We start from the raw sequence: 14,713 nt of genomic DNA on the forward strand, positions 1-14,713 counted from the left end.
GCTTGGTGCCATGCGGTGCTGTGGCTGGATTGCGAATTTCTCTCACACATCCCGGGCTCAGGTGCGAGGCTGGAATTCGTGAAAACCCTAGGAAACCCGCGCCAACCTTAGCGATTGGTTATTTCATACGGAAAGCCTACGCTTACTGCGTAGTACTACGTGTGGTGCGTGCGTACAGGTGCGGATGGTATTGCGAGGATGGCGCGATCACAGTGCGCCGGATAACGAAAAGACGGAAAGCACATCCTCAGCATTCCGACCGGTCACGCGGCATGCGTGGCACCTCACCGGTTCACAACAACAACCGAAGTCCCTCGAGCATCAGGAGACAACCCATGAAGTTCTTGCTCGCATTGCCATTCATCGGCCTGCTGTGGGTGCCGTTCTATAACCAGGAAACGCCCACGCTCTTCGGCTTTCCGTTCTTCTACTGGTACCAGTTCCTGTGGGTGCCGATCACCTCGTTGCTGATCTGGATCGTCTTCAAGAACGGTCAGAGCAAAGGAGAAGAATGATGGACGGACAGATCAACTGGACCGCGCTCGCGGTCTTCGTCTTCTTCTTCGCCCTGGTCACGGTGCTGGGCTTCATCGCCTCGCGCTGGCAGCGTGGGCAGTCCGACAAGGGCGCGCACATTGACGAATGGGGCCTGGGCGGCCGCAACTTTGGCACCTGGATCACGTGGTTCCTGGTAGGCGGCGATTTCTACACCGCCTATACCGTGATTGCCGTGCCGGCACTCGTGTACGCGGTGGGTGCGTACGGCTTCTTCGCGCTGCCGTACACGATCCTGGTGTACCCGATCGTGTTCCTGATCATGCCCAAGCTGTGGAAGGTGGCGCATGCCAACGGCCACGTCACGGCAGCGGATGCTGTGTACGGCCGCTACGGCTCTCGCTCGTTGGAGTTTGCGGTGGCGCTGACGGGGGTGGTGGCGACCATGCCCTACATCGCGCTGCAGCTCATCGGCATGGAAGTCGTGATCAAGGCGCTGGGCCTGACGGGTGAGCTGCCGCTGGCCGCCGCCTTCGTCATTCTGGCGCTGTACACGTACTCCGCCGGCCTGCGCGCACCGGCGCTCATCGCCTTCGTCAAAGACATCATGATCTACATCGTGGTGCTGGTGGCGGTGGTGCTGGTGCCGGCCAAGCTGGGTGGTTACGGTGCGGTGTTTGCCACAGCGCATGACGCATTCGCGCTCAAGGGCGGCGCCACGGGCCTCACGCTCAAACCGGCGCAGTTCCTGCCGTTCGCCACGCTGGCCATCGGCTCGGCACTGGCGGCGTTCATGTATCCGCACACGCTCACCGGCATCTTTGCGGCGCGCAGTGCAGACACCATCCGCAAGAACGCCGTGTTCCTGCCCGCCTATACCGTGCTGCTGGGTTTGATTGCGCTGCTGGGCTTCATGGCCTATGCGGCGGGCATCAAGGTCACCAACAACAACGACGTGGTGCCTGCGCTGTTCAACGCGCTGTTCCCGAGCTGGTTCACGGGCTTTGCGTTCTCGGCCATCGCCATCGGTGCGCTGGTGCCGGCGGCGGTCATGTCGATTGGTGCGGCCAACCTGTTCACGCGCAACTTCTGGAAGCCCTACGTGGCACCGGATCTGAACCCGGCTGGTGAAGAGAAGGTGGCCAAGGTGATCTCGCTGATCGTCAAGGCGGGCGCGCTGGTGTTCATCCTGTTCCTGCCCACCAAGTTTGCGCTGGACCTGCAACTGCTGGGCGGCGTGTGGATCGTGCAGACCTTCCCATCGGTGGTGTTCGGGTTGTTCAACCTGTCCAACCGCTTCCGCGCACCGGCGCTGTTGGCCGGCTGGGCGGCCGGCATGGTCAGCGGCAGCTGGCTGGCGTTTTCTGATGGCATCAAGCCGGTGCACACCTTCGTGATGGGTGGCGACAAGTACACCATCTACACGGGCCTGGCGGCGCTGGTGTTCAACATTGTCGTGGCCGTGGTGGTGCAGCTGATCTTCGGCAAGCGTGGGGAAGCAACGCACGCTGTCCGTCAGCCGAGCTGATTGGCGCGCTAGCGCATCTGCAGGGATGAAGGGGCTGGTACCGAAGGGTGCCGGCCCCTTTTGGTTGGGCCTTTTGTGAACCAGCGGAATCAAACGTCGCTTACCGCCGCATTGCGGCCCTTCGCTTCTTTGGCCCGAGCCGCTTCAAGTGTGAGATGGATCTAGCGCCCGAGTACGCGCGAAGGTCGCTCACAGCCTGATTCCCGCGGCTCAAGGCTTACGCCCGAAGGCCTCGCGCAGCTTGAGCTTGGCGGCCTTGAGCTCGGCTTGCCGGCCGCGCGGTAGATTTTTGCCCGCCCGGTTGATATAGAAATTCAGCATCGACATGGCGGATTGGAACGGTGTGCCTTTTCGCCTCCTGCTATGTGTGGACGAGCGTTTCAATGATTGTGCAATCTCGTCAGCGCTCCCCGACTTGAAGATGCCGGCCTCCAAGTCGAGCGCATTGCTGGTCTCCATCACCCGATGGGACCAGCGCGTCGACGATGCTTTTGTTCGGCTCGGTCTTGTCGACTTGGCTGACCGAGATGACTTCTTCGCAGTCATGCGTCTTTCTCCGGCAAGCGTGGTTCCAAGAAGATGCCACGCAATGCCTATGCCTAGGTCAGCGCTCTCCAGATGAGAATCGTGCGGTCATCGTGCCATGCCGGCCGCCAGGAATTTGGCTCGTGCGATCAGCCCATAGGCACGCGGCTTGCGACACCTACCGCACGAATGCCGTCGGCGCCATTGCGGCAGCGGACGGTGCTGACAGACGTTGCACACACGGAGGTCGACATGCCTGCTAAATCCAAGGCACAGCAAATGGCAGCCGGCGCTGCACTTTCCGCAAAGCGCGGGGATAGAAGTCCCGGGTCGTTAAAGGGCGCTTCGAAATCGATGTACGACTCGATGAGCGAAACGCAGCTCAGAGAATTTGCATCGGCGAAGCAGAAGGGAAAACCGCGGCAGAGAGCCAAGCATTGAACATTCGGCAGCAACGCATATCGGCCCATCTCACGGCCATGTAGAGGAGGCGTCATGCTTCATTACGCTCTGATCTTTTTCGTCGTTGCGATTATCGCGGCGGTGCTCGGCTTTGGCGGCATTGCAGCCGGTGCTGCATCCATCGCAAAGATTCTTTTCTATATCTTTCTCATCCTCTTTCTGGCCTCGCTGCTGTTTGGTATCACCAGACGGTGACGCGCGTCCTGTGGGTCTGCTGTGCGCCCGTTGAGCCTGAGCTCGTGATCAAGTTCGATCTCTTAGTGAGAGCGAGTACCTCATGCGCGTCAAACGGTGATTGCGCCAAGATGGCTGAGTCGCCAGATCGTTGGCGTTAAGAATCAGTTGAAGGTCGCAGCGCAATAGTGGGTGGACTCACCACCACGTCGCTCATCCGATCCAACAAAAGACCCGCCATGCGTGCATGCGGGTCTTTGTGCTTTTTGGGGCGGCATACGCAGTCAGCGCAGCGTTAGAACTCCTCCCAATAGGGACGTGCACTGTAGTACTCGTGCACCCGCGTGGCCCACGTCGTATCTGCCATACTCGGCCATCGGTCCTTATCAAAGCCGTGCGACACGTCCAGTCTGTCCTTCTCGATATCCAGCACAAAACACTTGCGCTCGATATCAAGCGCCATCGCCCCCCACGGAACGGCGAACAGCTTGTCACCAATCCCCAGGAAGCCTCCCACCGAAAGCACCGCGTAGGCGATTCGCCCACGTTGAACATCAAGCATGATGTCGGTGATCTTGCCCAGATCTTCCCCGCGTGTGTTGACCACACGGTCCCCTTCAAGGGTATCGGCCCCCATCAATTCAGGGCCTGGGCCTAGCGATGACGATTCATCGCGTCCGATGATGCGCATGCGTACACCTGGTGTTGTTGCGCCTGATGTCAAAGCTGCATTTGATGTCGTGTAGTCCATCACGTTGTCTCCAATAAAGTGGATTCGTTCGGAAAATGCGGACGGTACTGCGCAGTCTTCAGACTGATCGACTGCCCGCGATCCGTGACGGCTTCTGGAGCAAGAAACCGGCCCAGAGGAAATGAGGGCGCCGGTATGACGTTTGCTCACCAGACGAGAGCAAATCATTTCAGGAGCACTCCATGAACAAGGCAGAGATTCCAGTCGCCCAACGTACCGTGCTGTCAATGCTTCTCGACGACCACCGTGAGGTCAGGAAGCTATTCAAAGACTTTGCGCAGGAAAAACACGAAGTCAACCGAGAGAGCATTGCGCGAGAGGCCTGTGAAAAACTGACAGTGCATACCCAGTTGGAAGAGGAGATTTTCTATCCCGCTGTGCGGGAATCGAACGACAACGCCTTCCGGGATCTGGTAGACGAGGCCATTGTCGAGCATGCCAGCGTCAAAGATCTGATCCGGCAGTTGACCTCCATGCATGCAGGAGATGACCTCTTCGATGCAAAGTTCACGGTGCTTGCCGAGTATGTCGCCCACCACGTCGAAGAGGAGGAAACCGAACTGTTCCCGAAATTGATTCGGGAGCATGTGGATCTACGCGCGCTGGAGGCGCCGATGGCGGAGCGCAAAGAGACGTTGACCGGACAAACCACCAAGCCGGTCTGACGACCAAGGAGCCACCATGCAGTCAGCGATTTCCTGATCGAACGGCTCCATGCGTGGGGTGTGCGTCGCATTTACGGATACCCCGGCGACGGCATCAATGGCATGTTTGGTGCGCTGGCACGGGCCCGCGGCAAGATCGAGTTCATCCAGGCGCGCCATGAAGAGATGGCTGCGTTCATGGCGACTGCGCACGCCAAGTTCACCGGAGAGCTTGGTGTCTGCATTGCCACGTCGGGCCCGGGTGCCTCGCACCTCATTACCGGGCTGTACGACGCAAGAATGGACCACATGCCGGTGCTTGCCATCGCGGGCCAGCAGGCACGCACGGCGATTGGTGGCCACTATCAACAGGAAGTCGATCTGGTCGCGATGTTCCGCGATGTCGCTGGCGCTTTTGTCCACCAGGCAAGCGTGCCCGCGCAGGTGCGCCACTTGCTGGACCGCGCCGTGCGCATTGCCATTGGTCAACGGCGCGTTACCGCGTTGGTGTTACCCAATGACCTTCAGGAGATGCCTTACCAAGCGCCTGCGCATGCTCACGGAACACTGCACTCCGGAGTTGGATACAGCGCGCCGTGCGTGGTGCCGCAAGAGGCCGATCTCCAGCGCGCCGCAGACGTGCTCAACGAGGGCCGACGTGTTGCCATGCTGGTCGGCGCCGGCGCGCTGCATGCCAGCGCTGAGGTCGCAGCAGTGGCGCAAACCTTGGGGGCAGGCGTTGCCAAGGCTTTACTGGGGAAGGCGGTGCTCCCCGACGATCTGCCATGCGTGACGGGTGCGATCGGGCTGCTCGGCACGGAACCGAGCTGGGAACTGATGAACCACTGCGACACGTTGCTGATGGTGGGTTCAGGCTTTCCCTACGCGGAATTCCTACCCAAGGAGGGGCAAGCACGCGCCGTACAGATCGACATTGATCCGGGCATGCTGAGCTTGCGATATCCGATGGAGGTCAACCTCGTGGGGGACAGCGCACAGACGCTGCAGAAACTGCTGCCGCTGCTCCAACGCAAAACCGATTCCTACTGGCCCGACCGTATCGCGCGCTGGAATGCGGCTTGGTGGAAAAGGCTGCAGCAGCGTGCCATGCAGCCGGCTTACCCTGTGAACCCACAGCGCGTGTTCTGGGAGCTCTCTCCTCGTCTTCCGGCCAACGTGATCGTGACCAGCGACTCGGGTACTTGCGCCAACTGGTACGCGCGCGATCTCAAGTTTCGGCCCGGCATGATGGGCTCGCTATCAGGGGGCCTGGCATCAATGGGGGCAGCCGTACCCTATGCGATTGCAGCCAAGTTCGCCTATCCCGATCGGCCCGTTATCGCTTTGGTTGGGGACGGTGCCATGCAGATGAACAACATGGCGGAACTGATTACAGTGGCCAAGTACTGGAAGCAGTGGGCCAGCCCACGCTGGATCTGCGTGGTGCTGAACAACCAAGACCTGAATGAGGTGACATGGGAGCAACGCGTGATGGAGGGCGATCCGAAGTTTCCGGCATCGCAGGATATTCCGAACGTGCCGTATCACCGCTTTGCCGAACTGCTCGAACTCAAAGGGTTGTACGTGGACCAACCGGAACAGTTGCCCAACGCGTGGGAGGAGGCCCTGGCCGCAGATCGCCCCGTCGTTCTGGAAGTCAAGACCGATCCGGATGTGCCGCCGCTGCCACCGCATGTCACGTTGCGGCAGGCGCGCCATTTCGTCGGTGCGCTCGTGAGCGGAGACCCTGATGTGGGTGGAGTGCTGCGTGGAACGGCCCGGCAGGTTCTCTCGACCTTACTTCCAGAGAAGAAGGGCCAGTAGCAGAAGGCATGAAATAGCGAACTTATCGACGCTTGGCTACCAGGCTGAGTTCACCATTGCGTTCAAGTATGACCGCTTCAACGCCGTGCAAGTCCCATTGCCCCAGTTTCTGCCGCGCGCTCTCCTGGATGTCTCCATAGGTGACAAGCGCGGCTGACATCTGTGCGTGGTCATAACGGCCGTCCCGGTAAATCTCGCGCTCATGCCCGGCGATGAAACGCTCCAAGGCACGCGAACGCACACACGCCCAACCGAGTAGCCGGTGAAGTACCACTAACGCCAGAGAGGCGGACAGCGCGGTCATAAACGGCGAGGCACCGACGATCGCGCGACTGAGCGTGGCGCCAAGCAGGATGGCGACCACGTAATCAAACGGAGAGCGCTGCCCGAATGAACGTCGCCCCGACAAGCGAACCAGCAGCAGGCCCAGCAAAAACACCACGACAGCACGCATCACCGCTTGCAGCGGATTGAGGTCCTTACCCTCCCCAAACAGGAAAAACAGGGTGTCCATGCCGCCTCCAGCGCTCTAGTGATGTTTCTCCTGGCGGGCAGCAAGCGACATGCCCTGCAACGACGCCCTGTGGCACGCACTCTGCTTCCCGTATCGCAACTGCTCTCGCCAGGAGGTCGCAATGTCTGCACAACCACGCCAGCATCAGGACCGCCAACCGGGTCATGAGGCCGCCATGCAACCGCGCCCGGAGGCCGAAATGCGCGGCTACACCGGCAGCGGAAAACTGCAAGGGAAGGTCTGCATCGTCACAGGCGGCGACAGCGGCATCGGGCGCGCCGTGGCAATTGGCTTTGCCAAGGAAGGTGCGGATGTGCTGATCGCCTATCTGGATGAGCACGAAGATGCCGTTGAGACCTGCCGACTGATAGAGGCCGCAGGGCGGCGATGCGTTGCAATGGCCGGCGACCTGGGCGATGCCGCGCACGGTCAGCGTGTCGTGGAACGCGCAATCGCTGAGTTTGGCAAGCTCGACGTCGTGGTGAGCAACGCTGCCGAACAGCATCCCAAGGACAGCCTGGCAGATATCGACGCCGAGCAGCTCGAACATACGTTCCGGACGAACGTCTTTGCGATGTTCCATGTGCTGCGTGCCGCGCTGCCACACCTTAAGGAGGGGGCGCGCATCATTACCACCACATCGGTGACAGCCTACCGGGGTAGCGGGCATCTCGTGGACTACGCCGCCACCAAGGGGGCAATCCTGGCGTTCACACGCTCACTGGCCCAGCAGTTGGCGGAGCGCGGCATCTTGGTCAACGCAGTTGCCCCCGGGCCGATCTGGACACCGCTCATTCCCTCGACGTTCGATGCCGGACACGTTGCCTCGTTTGGGTCCAAGCAGCCACTGGGGCGTGCCGGGCAACCCGATGAGGTTGCTCCTTGCTACATCTTTCTGGCATCGTCAGACGCCAGTTATATGACAGGACAGACGCTGCACCCCAACGGCGGAGAAATCGTCAATGGCTGAGTCCCGCTGTGGGATAGGGCTGCTGTCGCCAGCCTTGTGTTGATGGCAAGCGGTGGACTGTCGTCGGCAAATGGTGGAGACACCGCAAAGCCGCGAATCGCTCCTGGCTGGAAAACCAGACAGTACGTAGATCCACCGTACTGAAAGTATCCAAGCTCTTCACCTTTCTGGACATGCTGCCCAAGCGCGATGTCTATCACGCAAGACGACACCTCTGCCATGCCCACGAACACACAGGCCACTTGGCCAAGCGCTGGCTCATCGCTGTCGATCACGACAATGGCCCTCGTGGCCATGGCCGTGCTATAGCCCTGAGAGTCGTTGAGCCCTTCCGGGTCGATGCCCTCGGACTCGACACAAGAGTAGTAGGTACCGTCGACTCGATAGGCCTCGACCACCGTACCACTCACGGGGGCATGCCAGCGGTGGTAGTTGAACGCGCTCAGGAATGCCTGATAGATCGTGCCCCGCCTGAATCGTCCGGCTAGGTGAGCGTGCCCGGCGCCGAAGATATCCCGCAGTGAATACGGCTGAGACTTGATCCAGAACGTATCCTCTTCCTGCACGTCGTGAGCGAGTTGATACGGCGATGCCTCGCAGGCGTTGAGGATGCAACCTGGGTCTTCAGCATCTTCAACCGGGCGGGCTCCAGCCCGCAGGCGCCGCGTAAAGAAGTCGTTCCACGAAGCGAAGCCCCAGTGTGGCTGGGTGGGGTGATGGATGAATGCATCCATGCGGAGCCTGTCCAATGCCTCTGGGCAGAACCAGCCATGGGGTGGCTCGGTGTTGAGATGGGCGCATGAGTGCGGACCACTCAGGAAGGCTCCCCACGCCTCCAGTACGTGCTTGAGCGCTGTATTGAACTGCGGGTGCCGAAACAGAGCAAATCCAGAGGGCATACACATCGGCCAGTCGAGCAGGGCATTCAATGGGCACACCACCAGGCTAGTCTTGTCGAAGCGCGGTGCACTGGTCGTGACGTACGCGATTGCTTGCATCAACTGTTCGATGGATGCGTACCCCAGTTCATAACCGACCTCCCGTGCCTCACCAATGGCGCGGGTCAGGTGCATGCGCAACACGGGCTCTGTGTCTACCAGATGCGCCAGTGCATGTGCTGCACTCGAACCCTGCTTCGGTACGATGCCCGCGCGTGAGCGCTCCACCATTTCACGTCGAAAGCTCACCAGTTTCGCTTCCTCTTCCGGGAGCCAATGACCGAGCCGATGTCGATTCTCCAGTGGAGCGTGCAGTTTCCGCTTGGTCACGTCCGTTTTCTCCCAATGCTGTAAGTCTCTTTGCAATAGCTCAGCGTGATGCGCTCGGCGGTACCGGCGGCTGAGTGCTTCCGCCGACGACGGGCTACGAGCGCTGAGCAAGAGAAGTACCCGTGCATGTGCGATCACCCGATCGGCACGAGATATGCGTGGTGTGCGGCACAGACCATGGCGACAAGCGGTATCCCGTTGAGACACGCATGCACCGCTTGGCACAAGCCGCTTGAATATGAAGGAGACAGGAATGTTGATCACCGTGAATGCCAGAGATGGCAGGGTAGAAGTCCGCATGGCCCAGCGGGCCGACCATCGGTGGGAGAGCGAATACCGCTATCTGCCGACCAGTGGAGCGAACACTGATTGGGCAAAAGTGGTGACACCTGAGGGTTTCGTCTCGATCGGAATGGCGCTCACCGCTGCCGTACTGGTCGGACGGCAATACGCTGACGCAGAGGCATCTGTACGGAAGTCGTCACAGTGGCAGAGCAAGTTGCCTTGACTGAGCCTTGTCGAGCGGCGGCTCCTGATTTACGTTGAGCACAAAACAATCGCGTTCGACGCCATCGCGGATGATCAGCTTTTACCGATCGAAATTCGGTCACTGCTTGTGGCCGACGGCCGCCGCGGATCCGTCCAAACGGCAGTGATGGGCACGGACGTGCCGCCGTCATTTAAAATCGCCCACTTTGCCCGTACTCCCCTCCCTCCCATGTGGTTCAAGAATCTCCAGCTTCATCGTCTTCCGGCACCTTGGGCCGTTACCCCTGATCAGCTTGAACAATGGTTGGCGCCCCATGCGTTCCAACCGGGCAACAGCGTTGAGAAGCAGAGCTTCGGATGGGCATCGCCCCGCGATGACGGCGCGCTCGTGTACTCGATCAACCGGCAGATGCTGCTGATGTTTCGCGCTGAGAAGAAGTTGCTTCCGGCATCGGTCGTCAATCAGGTGACCAAAGCCCGCGCGCTTGAAATGGAAGAGCAGCAGGGCTTCAAGCCCGGGCGCAAGCAACTGCGCGAACTCAAGGAGCAGGTGACCGACGAACTGCTGCCGCGTGCGTTCAGCATTCGCCGCGATACCCGTGTGTGGATCGACCCGGTCAACGGCTGGCTCGTCATCGATGCCGCTTCGCAGACGGTTGCCGACGAGGTTCGTAGTCTGCTGGTGAAATCGATCGACCAGTTGCCGCTCGCCAACGTGCACGTGGCGCATTCACCGGTTGCTGCGATGACGGAGTGGTTGCTGTCCGGCGAGGCCCCGGGCGGATTCACCGTAGACCAGGACGCCGAGTTGCGCTCAACCGGTGAAGGCGGCGCCACGGTGCGATACGTCGGCCACGCGCTGGAGGCCGACGACATGCGGCGGCATATCGAGGCTGGCAAACAATGCATGCGCCTCGCCATGACCTGGGATGACCGGGTCTCCTTCCTGCTGACGCCGTCGCTCACGATCAAGCGCGTCACGCCGCTCGACGTGATCAAGGAGGCGGCGGACCCCACGGCGCAAAACGACGACGAACGCTTCGACTCGGACGCAGCGCTGATGACGGGTGAACTGGCGCGGATGCTGACAGATCTCGTCGATATTCTGGGCGGCGATCCGCAAGATGCGGTGCGTCAGCGCGAGGCCGCCTGAAACACATCGGCTTTCGGTGTTCAGGCCGGCGCACTGGCGCATCTGCAATAAAGACAGGGGCTGGCGCCATGCGGTGCCGGCCCTTCTGTTTTGGGGGGAATGCTACGGGTGGAGCTTTTCGCCATTGTTCAGCATGTCAATGAACTGAGCGATTTTCCTTGCACGCGTTTCGGCCTTCTTCACGTTCTGGATTCTGAACAGAATGGCGAACCGGTTCTGGCTGTTCAGGGTGGCGAAGAAATGCTTTGCCTTCGGGTTGGCGTCGAGCGCCTGCTGCAGGTCATCGGGCACGGTCGACGTACTCGCAGATGAATAGGCAGCCTCCCAACGCCCGTCGCGCTTGGCCTGATCGATTGCACGAAGCCCCGTGGGCTGCATCCTGCCGGCGGAGATCAATGCCTCAGCTTTTGCCTTGTTGATCTTGGACCAGATGCTTTTGGCGGTGCGAGGCGTAAATCGCTGTAGCCAGTAGTGCTCGCTTTCTGCCTGTTTTTGCCCATCAATCCACCCGTAGCAAAGCGCGCTCTCAAGTGCCTGTGCATACGATACGGTGGATTGGTCGGCAGATCGCTTGGCAATGCGGAGCCAGACACCGGGCACCGCGTCTGCGTTGGCTTCGAGCCAGGCTTCCCAGGCTTCCTGATTGCTGAACGTGAGTTTTGGGCTGTGCATCTCACTAGGCCAACGTGTTTGGTCAGCGGCTGCGCTGAGAGTCCGCTGGAGTGGGTGTTAGGGCGAGATTCCTGGCAATGACCTTGGGCCTGATGCTTTACTCGTCTTTCCCGGACAGATCTTGTCCCACCACCATGCGGTGCCCGTCCGGCGTTGCCACAACAAACTCCCGCATGCCATGCGCTTTGTCGGCCGGGGCCTGAAGAATGATTGCGCCGTTGCTGACAAACTCGTTGTGAAGCGCATCCGCATCGTCCACTTCGAGATAGCCGAAATAGCTATGGTCGCCGGTTGCGGAAGGTGGAAGTGCGTCAGGGCAGTGCCCCATCATGATGCGTACGCCATCTCGTGCCGCGAGTTGCCAATCTGAACCTTCAGGCCACGCAAGCTGAAACCCAAGAGCGTCACGAAAATAGTGGGCGCTCCGCTGAAGATCGGGTACTGCAAGCACAAAAGAGAACGTGCGCAGATCTGTTCCGGATGCAGGCATGTTGGCAACTCCAGAGGCGGCTTGTGTGATTTATTCAGGCATTCCAGGGCTTCCGGCGCCTTGGAAGCGATGTTGTAGTGCTGGGCGATGTCTCATCTACGTAGATAGCGCTGAATGTTTCTTGGTGGCAGAAAGTCGCCGCTCGCGTACTGAGCAGTCAGCGATCATTTTCGCGCCAAGCATGGCACTCACGTCTCTCCGCACCAGACGTTCGGACGCATCCGAGAAGTCCTCGGCTATTTCCTACCGCACGCATCGATTGCGTCCAAGAGGCAACCATACCAATGTGAGCGAATGTTGTTTTCGTTGGCTACTGAGTCCTTTATCGCATTGAGGCGCTCCAACAGATGCGGACTTCCAATCGCTTCCGAAGCACTCAGTTCATACACACGGCAGTTCGTGTCCAGCTGTTTCAGTAGAACAGGGATGACTCTTTCATCTTTGCGAATGGCCAAACCGACCAGTGCTTCACCTCTAACATCCTCGTCCGTGTCTTGGAGGTTGTCCCATAGCAGATCGCGGATCCTTTGACTATCCACCTCGTGCATGGAGCCAATTCCAAACGTGGCCCAGTCACGAACAGCATCTGAGTCGTCTTTGGCAAGGCGTAACAACGCATCAACTGCGTCAGGCTCGGGATAGCCGCCCAACGCAACTGCAACTTCAAAGCGAACTCTTTGGTTGGGGTGCGAAGCGAACTTGACGAGCTCTGGCAACGCAAGCGAGTGTGACCGGTGACCAAGCCCAGAGATTGCTGCATAACGTGCGTCAAGACTGATGTCATGCAATCCCGCCAACAGCATTTCCTGTGTGTCTTCTACAGCGTACTTAACAAATCCAAAGGGAACACCTCTTTGGCGCCGGTAAAGTTGCGACGCCATATACAGGCCGAGTGCACGTTTTCGACAATTTCGACTGTTTGCCAACCTGCGGGCAAGGGCCAATGCCTCCGGCGATCCGCGCATCTGGAGTTGCGAAATTGCTTGCCAGCTCTCGTCACTCCCCCAATCTTGAAGTGCCATACCGACGAGGCTTTTTAGGCTAAGTGTCATTTGGCTATCGATTTTCAATTTCGCGTGCTGTGGGCGATGTCTGTCATCAAGCAACCCGCTCAACCCCGCAACTCCGCCAAAATCTGCTCAGCAAGAAAATCGCAGGGCGGCCGTCCGGACCGGGCGCTGCGGGCGAGCACAACCTCCAGATCATCCAGTGGCGGCAGCCCTTCATTTTGCGATAGCTGGACAAGGTGCGCCGGCACACTGCATCTGGCAAGCGGCGCGATGGCGAGCCCGGCTTCAACCATGCTGATCAGGCCCAGCAGGCTCGGGCTTTCATAAGACATCCGGTACTTGATGTTCTCCCGCTGCAGCGCGCTGATGGCGTAAGCGCGTGCGGTACTGCCCTGCGCAAACACGGCAATCGGAAGCGGGCGCTCCTGCCACACCTTTCTTGCGGGTGACCCGGCCCACACCATCGGCTCGTAGCGGACGAATTCGCCTGCAATGCCTTTCGTTTTCGTCATGCAGGCTAGGTCCAGCGTGTTGTCCTTGAGCAGTGGGGCGAGCGCACTGCTGGGCAGGCCGATGACCCGGATTTCCACACGCGGATGCGCAACCGCAAACTTGCTCAAAACCTGCGGCAGCAATGATGCGGCGTAGTCATCCGGAACACCAATCGTGACGCGGCCCTTGATCTCCGGGCGGACGACCGACGCCCACGCCTCATCGCGCATCGCGAGCATGCGGCGGCCATAGTCCGACAGCGTTTTGCCTTCTGCGGTAATCGCTACGCTGCGGGTGCTCCGCACGAAAAGCGGCTTGCCCAGCGCTTCTTCCAGCGCCTTGATCTGCATGCTCACCGCCGACGGTGATCGATGCACGGATTCCGCCCCACGCACAAACGATCCCGTCTCGGCAACGGCCACCAGCATCTCCAGTACATCCAGATCGAGCTTCTTCATGTTCGTCAGAAAACCTGAGGAATCGGTTCAGTTTAATTCGTTTTACTCGAGAAAACGCGAATCCGATACTACGGCCAACGAGCACTTGAAGGAGCCCACAAACATGCAGGGTGCGGGGTCAATTTACGGATTCCTGGCAGTCGGTGGCATGCTTGCCGTGACACCAGGCCCGAACATGGTCTACGTGATGTCGCGCTCGATCGCGCAAGGGCGCACGGCGGGATTGATCTCGCTGGCGGGCGTCATGCTCGGCTACCTCTTCTACATGTTCGGGGCGGCGTTCGGTATCACGGCGTTCTTCCTGAGCGTGCCCTATGCCGGCAGCGTTCTGGGAGCGGTGGGCGCGGCCTATCTGTTCTACCTGGCGTGGCAGGCAGTGCGGCCGGGTGGCCGGTCTCCTCTGGAGGTTCGCGATCTGCCTCGTGAACAGCCGCGCAGGCTGCTGGTGATGGGTGCAACCACAAGCCTGTTGAATCCCAAGCTCGCGATGATCTTTCTGTCGCTCCTGCCGCAGTTCATCGACTATCAGCACGGTAGCGTTCTCAAGCAATCGCTCGCGCTTGGCGCGTCATTGATCGTCGCATTCGCTACCGTCAATGGCTTGGTGGCAATCTGCTCCGGCAGCATGGCGACGCTGCTATCGCGTCGACCTGGGCTCCTGCTAGCGCAACGCTGGGCGATGGGCACTGTGCTGGGTGTGCTGGGGGCACATATGTGCGTCGATGCGTTGAAGCTGGCGGGCGTGTATTGAGTGACGTACAGCCGCTGGCGGAGCGCGGCTGGAGGCCAAAGCG

At 59.9% G+C, this 14,713-nt stretch carries 18 protein-coding genes; 10 read left to right on the top strand and 8 right to left on the bottom strand.

What is annotated here, in order from left to right; all coding sequences use genetic code 11:
- Positions 1–335 precede the first annotated feature (335 nt).
- Positions 336–515, top strand: coding sequence for a DUF3311 domain-containing protein (locus V6657_RS20530; protein WP_009240236.1), 180 nt, complete (start codon positions 336–338; stop codon positions 513–515).
- Positions 515–2,023: a sodium:solute symporter family protein gene (locus tag V6657_RS20535; RefSeq protein WP_048934732.1), complete on the top strand. Its 1,509-nt coding sequence runs from the start codon at positions 515–517 to the stop codon at positions 2,021–2,023. The genes V6657_RS20530 and V6657_RS20535 overlap by 1 nt, the downstream gene beginning before the upstream one ends.
- Positions 2,024–2,233: 210 nt before the next feature.
- On the opposite strand, the gene V6657_RS20540 is transcribed toward V6657_RS20535, so the two are convergent.
- Positions 2,234–2,569 (bottom strand): DUF3175 domain-containing protein, encoded by a 336-nt coding sequence (locus V6657_RS20540; protein WP_048934731.1) that lies wholly within the window; start codon positions 2,567–2,569, stop codon positions 2,234–2,236.
- 231 nt (positions 2,570–2,800) lie between these two features.
- Here V6657_RS20540 and V6657_RS20545 point away from each other — a divergent pair, with 231 nt between their 5' ends.
- The gene (locus tag V6657_RS20545) at positions 2,801–2,989 is read left to right on the top strand and encodes a DUF3008 family protein (RefSeq protein WP_082170264.1); all 189 of its coding nucleotides are present in this window, start codon (positions 2,801–2,803) and stop codon (positions 2,987–2,989) included.
- A 54-nt stretch (positions 2,990–3,043) separates the two neighbouring features.
- Positions 3,044–3,205 carry a DUF1328 domain-containing protein gene (locus V6657_RS20550; protein ID WP_048934730.1) on the top strand — a complete coding sequence of 54 codons (162 nt, stop codon included), beginning with the start codon at positions 3,044–3,046 and terminating at the stop codon, positions 3,203–3,205.
- Positions 3,206–3,479: 274 nt separating this feature from the next.
- Here the strand turns inward: V6657_RS20550 and V6657_RS20555 are convergent, their stop codons facing one another.
- Complete coding sequence (locus V6657_RS20555; protein WP_048934729.1) at positions 3,480–3,935, bottom strand: PRC-barrel domain-containing protein; 456 nt, start codon at positions 3,933–3,935, stop codon at positions 3,480–3,482.
- 182 nt (positions 3,936–4,117) lie between these two features.
- On the opposite strand from V6657_RS20555, the gene V6657_RS20560 reads away from it, so the two are divergent.
- Both V6657_RS20560 and V6657_RS20565 read left to right on the top strand, forming a co-directional pair.
- Positions 4,118–4,600, top strand: a complete 483-nt coding sequence (locus V6657_RS20560; protein WP_048934728.1) for a hemerythrin domain-containing protein — start codon at positions 4,118–4,120, stop codon at positions 4,598–4,600.
- A gap of 60 nt (positions 4,601–4,660) precedes the next feature.
- Positions 4,661–6,403 carry a thiamine pyrophosphate-requiring protein gene (locus V6657_RS20565; protein WP_248694729.1) on the top strand — a complete coding sequence of 581 codons (1,743 nt, stop codon included), beginning with the start codon at positions 4,661–4,663 and terminating at the stop codon, positions 6,401–6,403.
- A 22-nt stretch (positions 6,404–6,425) separates the two neighbouring features.
- Here V6657_RS20565 and V6657_RS20570 read toward each other — a convergent pair whose 3' ends face one another.
- On the bottom strand, positions 6,426–6,917 hold the full coding sequence (locus V6657_RS20570; RefSeq protein ID WP_048934726.1) for a YetF domain-containing protein: 492 nt from the start codon (positions 6,915–6,917) through the stop codon (positions 6,426–6,428).
- 121 nt (positions 6,918–7,038) lie between these two features.
- Between V6657_RS20570 and V6657_RS20575 the strand changes: the two genes are divergently transcribed.
- A complete protein-coding gene (locus tag V6657_RS20575) occupies positions 7,039–7,887 on the top strand; it encodes an SDR family oxidoreductase (RefSeq protein ID WP_048934725.1) in 849 nt (282 codons plus the stop codon).
- Here V6657_RS20575 and V6657_RS20580 read toward each other — a convergent pair.
- On the bottom strand, positions 7,833–9,155 hold the full coding sequence (locus V6657_RS20580; protein ID WP_048934932.1) for a phosphatidylserine decarboxylase family protein: 1,323 nt from the start codon (positions 9,153–9,155) through the stop codon (positions 7,833–7,835). The genes V6657_RS20575 and V6657_RS20580 overlap by 55 nt on opposite strands.
- Positions 9,156–9,408: 253 nt before the next feature.
- Between V6657_RS20580 and V6657_RS20585 the strand changes: the two genes are divergently transcribed.
- A complete protein-coding gene (locus tag V6657_RS20585; RefSeq protein ID WP_048934724.1) occupies positions 9,409–9,663 on the top strand; it encodes a hypothetical protein in 255 nt (84 codons plus the stop codon).
- A 210-nt stretch (positions 9,664–9,873) separates the two neighbouring features.
- Positions 9,874–10,797, top strand: a complete 924-nt coding sequence (locus V6657_RS20590; RefSeq protein ID WP_048934723.1) for a recombination-associated protein RdgC — start codon at positions 9,874–9,876, stop codon at positions 10,795–10,797.
- A 102-nt stretch (positions 10,798–10,899) separates the two neighbouring features.
- Here V6657_RS20590 and V6657_RS20595 read toward each other — a convergent pair whose 3' ends face one another.
- The 4 genes from V6657_RS20595 to V6657_RS20610 all read right to left on the bottom strand — a co-directional run bounded on the left by V6657_RS20595 (position 10,900) and on the right by V6657_RS20610 (position 13,919).
- A complete protein-coding gene (locus V6657_RS20595) occupies positions 10,900–11,469 on the bottom strand; it encodes a YdeI/OmpD-associated family protein (RefSeq protein ID WP_048934722.1) in 570 nt (189 codons plus the stop codon).
- A gap of 97 nt (positions 11,470–11,566) precedes the next feature.
- Complete coding sequence (locus V6657_RS20600) at positions 11,567–11,959, bottom strand: VOC family protein (RefSeq protein ID WP_048934721.1); 393 nt, start codon at positions 11,957–11,959, stop codon at positions 11,567–11,569.
- Positions 11,960–12,195: 236 nt separating this feature from the next.
- On the bottom strand, positions 12,196–13,074 hold the full coding sequence (locus tag V6657_RS20605; RefSeq protein WP_137884779.1) for a HEAT repeat domain-containing protein: 879 nt from the start codon (positions 13,072–13,074) through the stop codon (positions 12,196–12,198).
- Entirely contained in the window at positions 13,071–13,919 is an 849-nt protein-coding gene (locus tag V6657_RS20610; protein WP_048934719.1) for a LysR substrate-binding domain-containing protein, read from the bottom strand. The genes V6657_RS20605 and V6657_RS20610 overlap by 4 nt, the downstream gene beginning before the upstream one ends.
- Before the next feature lie 103 nt (positions 13,920–14,022).
- Between V6657_RS20610 and V6657_RS20615 the strand changes: the two genes are divergently transcribed.
- Complete coding sequence (locus tag V6657_RS20615; protein WP_048934718.1) at positions 14,023–14,670, top strand: LysE family translocator; 648 nt, start codon at positions 14,023–14,025, stop codon at positions 14,668–14,670.
- The last annotated feature ends 43 nt before the right edge of the window (positions 14,671–14,713 follow it).

Origin of the sequence: Ralstonia sp. RRA (assembly GCF_037023145.1) — a bacterium.
Taxonomy (GTDB): Bacteria; Pseudomonadota; Gammaproteobacteria; order Burkholderiales; family Burkholderiaceae; genus Ralstonia.